2 protein-coding genes are annotated in these 1,179 nt (G+C 50.5%); both read right to left on the bottom strand.

Translation table 11 applies throughout. The features are described 5' to 3' along the window. On the bottom strand, positions 1–923 hold a 923-nt coding region (locus C7K08_RS14325), incomplete at its 3' end, for a tyrosine-type recombinase/integrase (protein WP_106501160.1). Beyond that, a partial coding sequence (locus tag C7K08_RS16220; RefSeq protein WP_206603884.1) for a hypothetical protein occupies positions 920–1,179 on the bottom strand: 260 nt, incomplete at its 5' end. The genes C7K08_RS16220 and C7K08_RS14325, both read right to left, overlap by 4 nt.

The raw sequence follows: 1,179 nt of genomic DNA, 5'->3' as shown, positions 1-1,179 counted from the left end.
GCGTAAAGGCGGCGTGGTTGTAGACCGCAGCGTTTCAGCGACCTACACCACACTCTTGCAAGCAGGTGGTCATAGACATTGCTGTGGGTGCTGGGGGTGAGAAACACCAACCCGTAAGGGTCATAGAGACCCAACTGCTGCATCTGCTGCTTGTGCTCCTTGAGGGTGGTTGCAAGCAAGGAAGTCAAGGGAACTACCCGTTGCTTACCTGTTTTGGTTGTGCCCCAAATATGATTTCTGGAGGAATAACCATCACGCTTGAGGGTCTTGTAAATCAATATCTCACCCTCTACCCAGTGGATACAATCCCAAGTCAATCCCYTGACTTCTGCATTTCTCATTCCCGTGCTCATCCATAGCAGGAAGAGTGGGTAATACCATTCCTCTTCTACCTTGAGGTCACCCAGTACTGCTTGAATATCAGCAGTGGAGAGCACATCGCTTTGCACTGACCTTTTGGTGAGTTTGAGTGTATGGGAGAAGAGGTGGCGGTTATTTCCAGAGCACTGACGGCAGTGCATCAAAATGCTACTGATAGTGCGGTTGGATAAACCCCTGACCTGCTGCATCCATTTGATAAATGCTTCTACATCACTGCGGCGTTTGAGGGGTCTGCCGTAACTCTGGAGCACCCTGTAGGAGTGAATGCTGCTGGATTGGCGGTTTTGCTCTGCCTTCTGTTTGAGTGCATCCAGCAACCCCACCTCCTTATCTTTGACTGCTGGTTGGTAGGAGAGCAAGGAGGCATCCAAAATGCCCTCTTGGTAGTCACACCAGATTTGAGCGGCGATGGCGGATGCTTTGGCGTGGGCGATGGGGTCATCCCACCTGCCGATGCGATTGACAAAGCGGTCTTGCCCATCAAGGCGAACCCTAACCTGAATAGCACTATTATTTTTACGCAGAGCAGGGGGTTTCTTCACGGGTTGGAGCACTTTTGAGGGGCAATAAAAGGTTGCTGGGTATGGTCCTGAATGGGATTGCAGTGCCTTATGCTCACCAGCATGGCACAGGTGGGGGCATTATCTGTAAATCTATGAAATCTTGAAAAACCGCCCGATTTCTCCAGTTTCGGCTTTGGTACTGGATTGTTGGGTCTTATTCTTGTTATAAAACCAGTCCACATAAGGATTTCTTGTGTGGCGGTACCCTGAGACGCAGTGGTGCACAGTGGTGCAC

The sequence above is a fragment of the Synechococcus lacustris str. Tous genome (assembly GCF_003011125.1).
Lineage (GTDB): Bacteria > Cyanobacteriota > Cyanobacteriia > PCC-6307 > Cyanobiaceae > Synechococcus_D > Synechococcus_D lacustris.
This window is presented reverse-complemented; position numbering and strand designations above follow the sequence as displayed.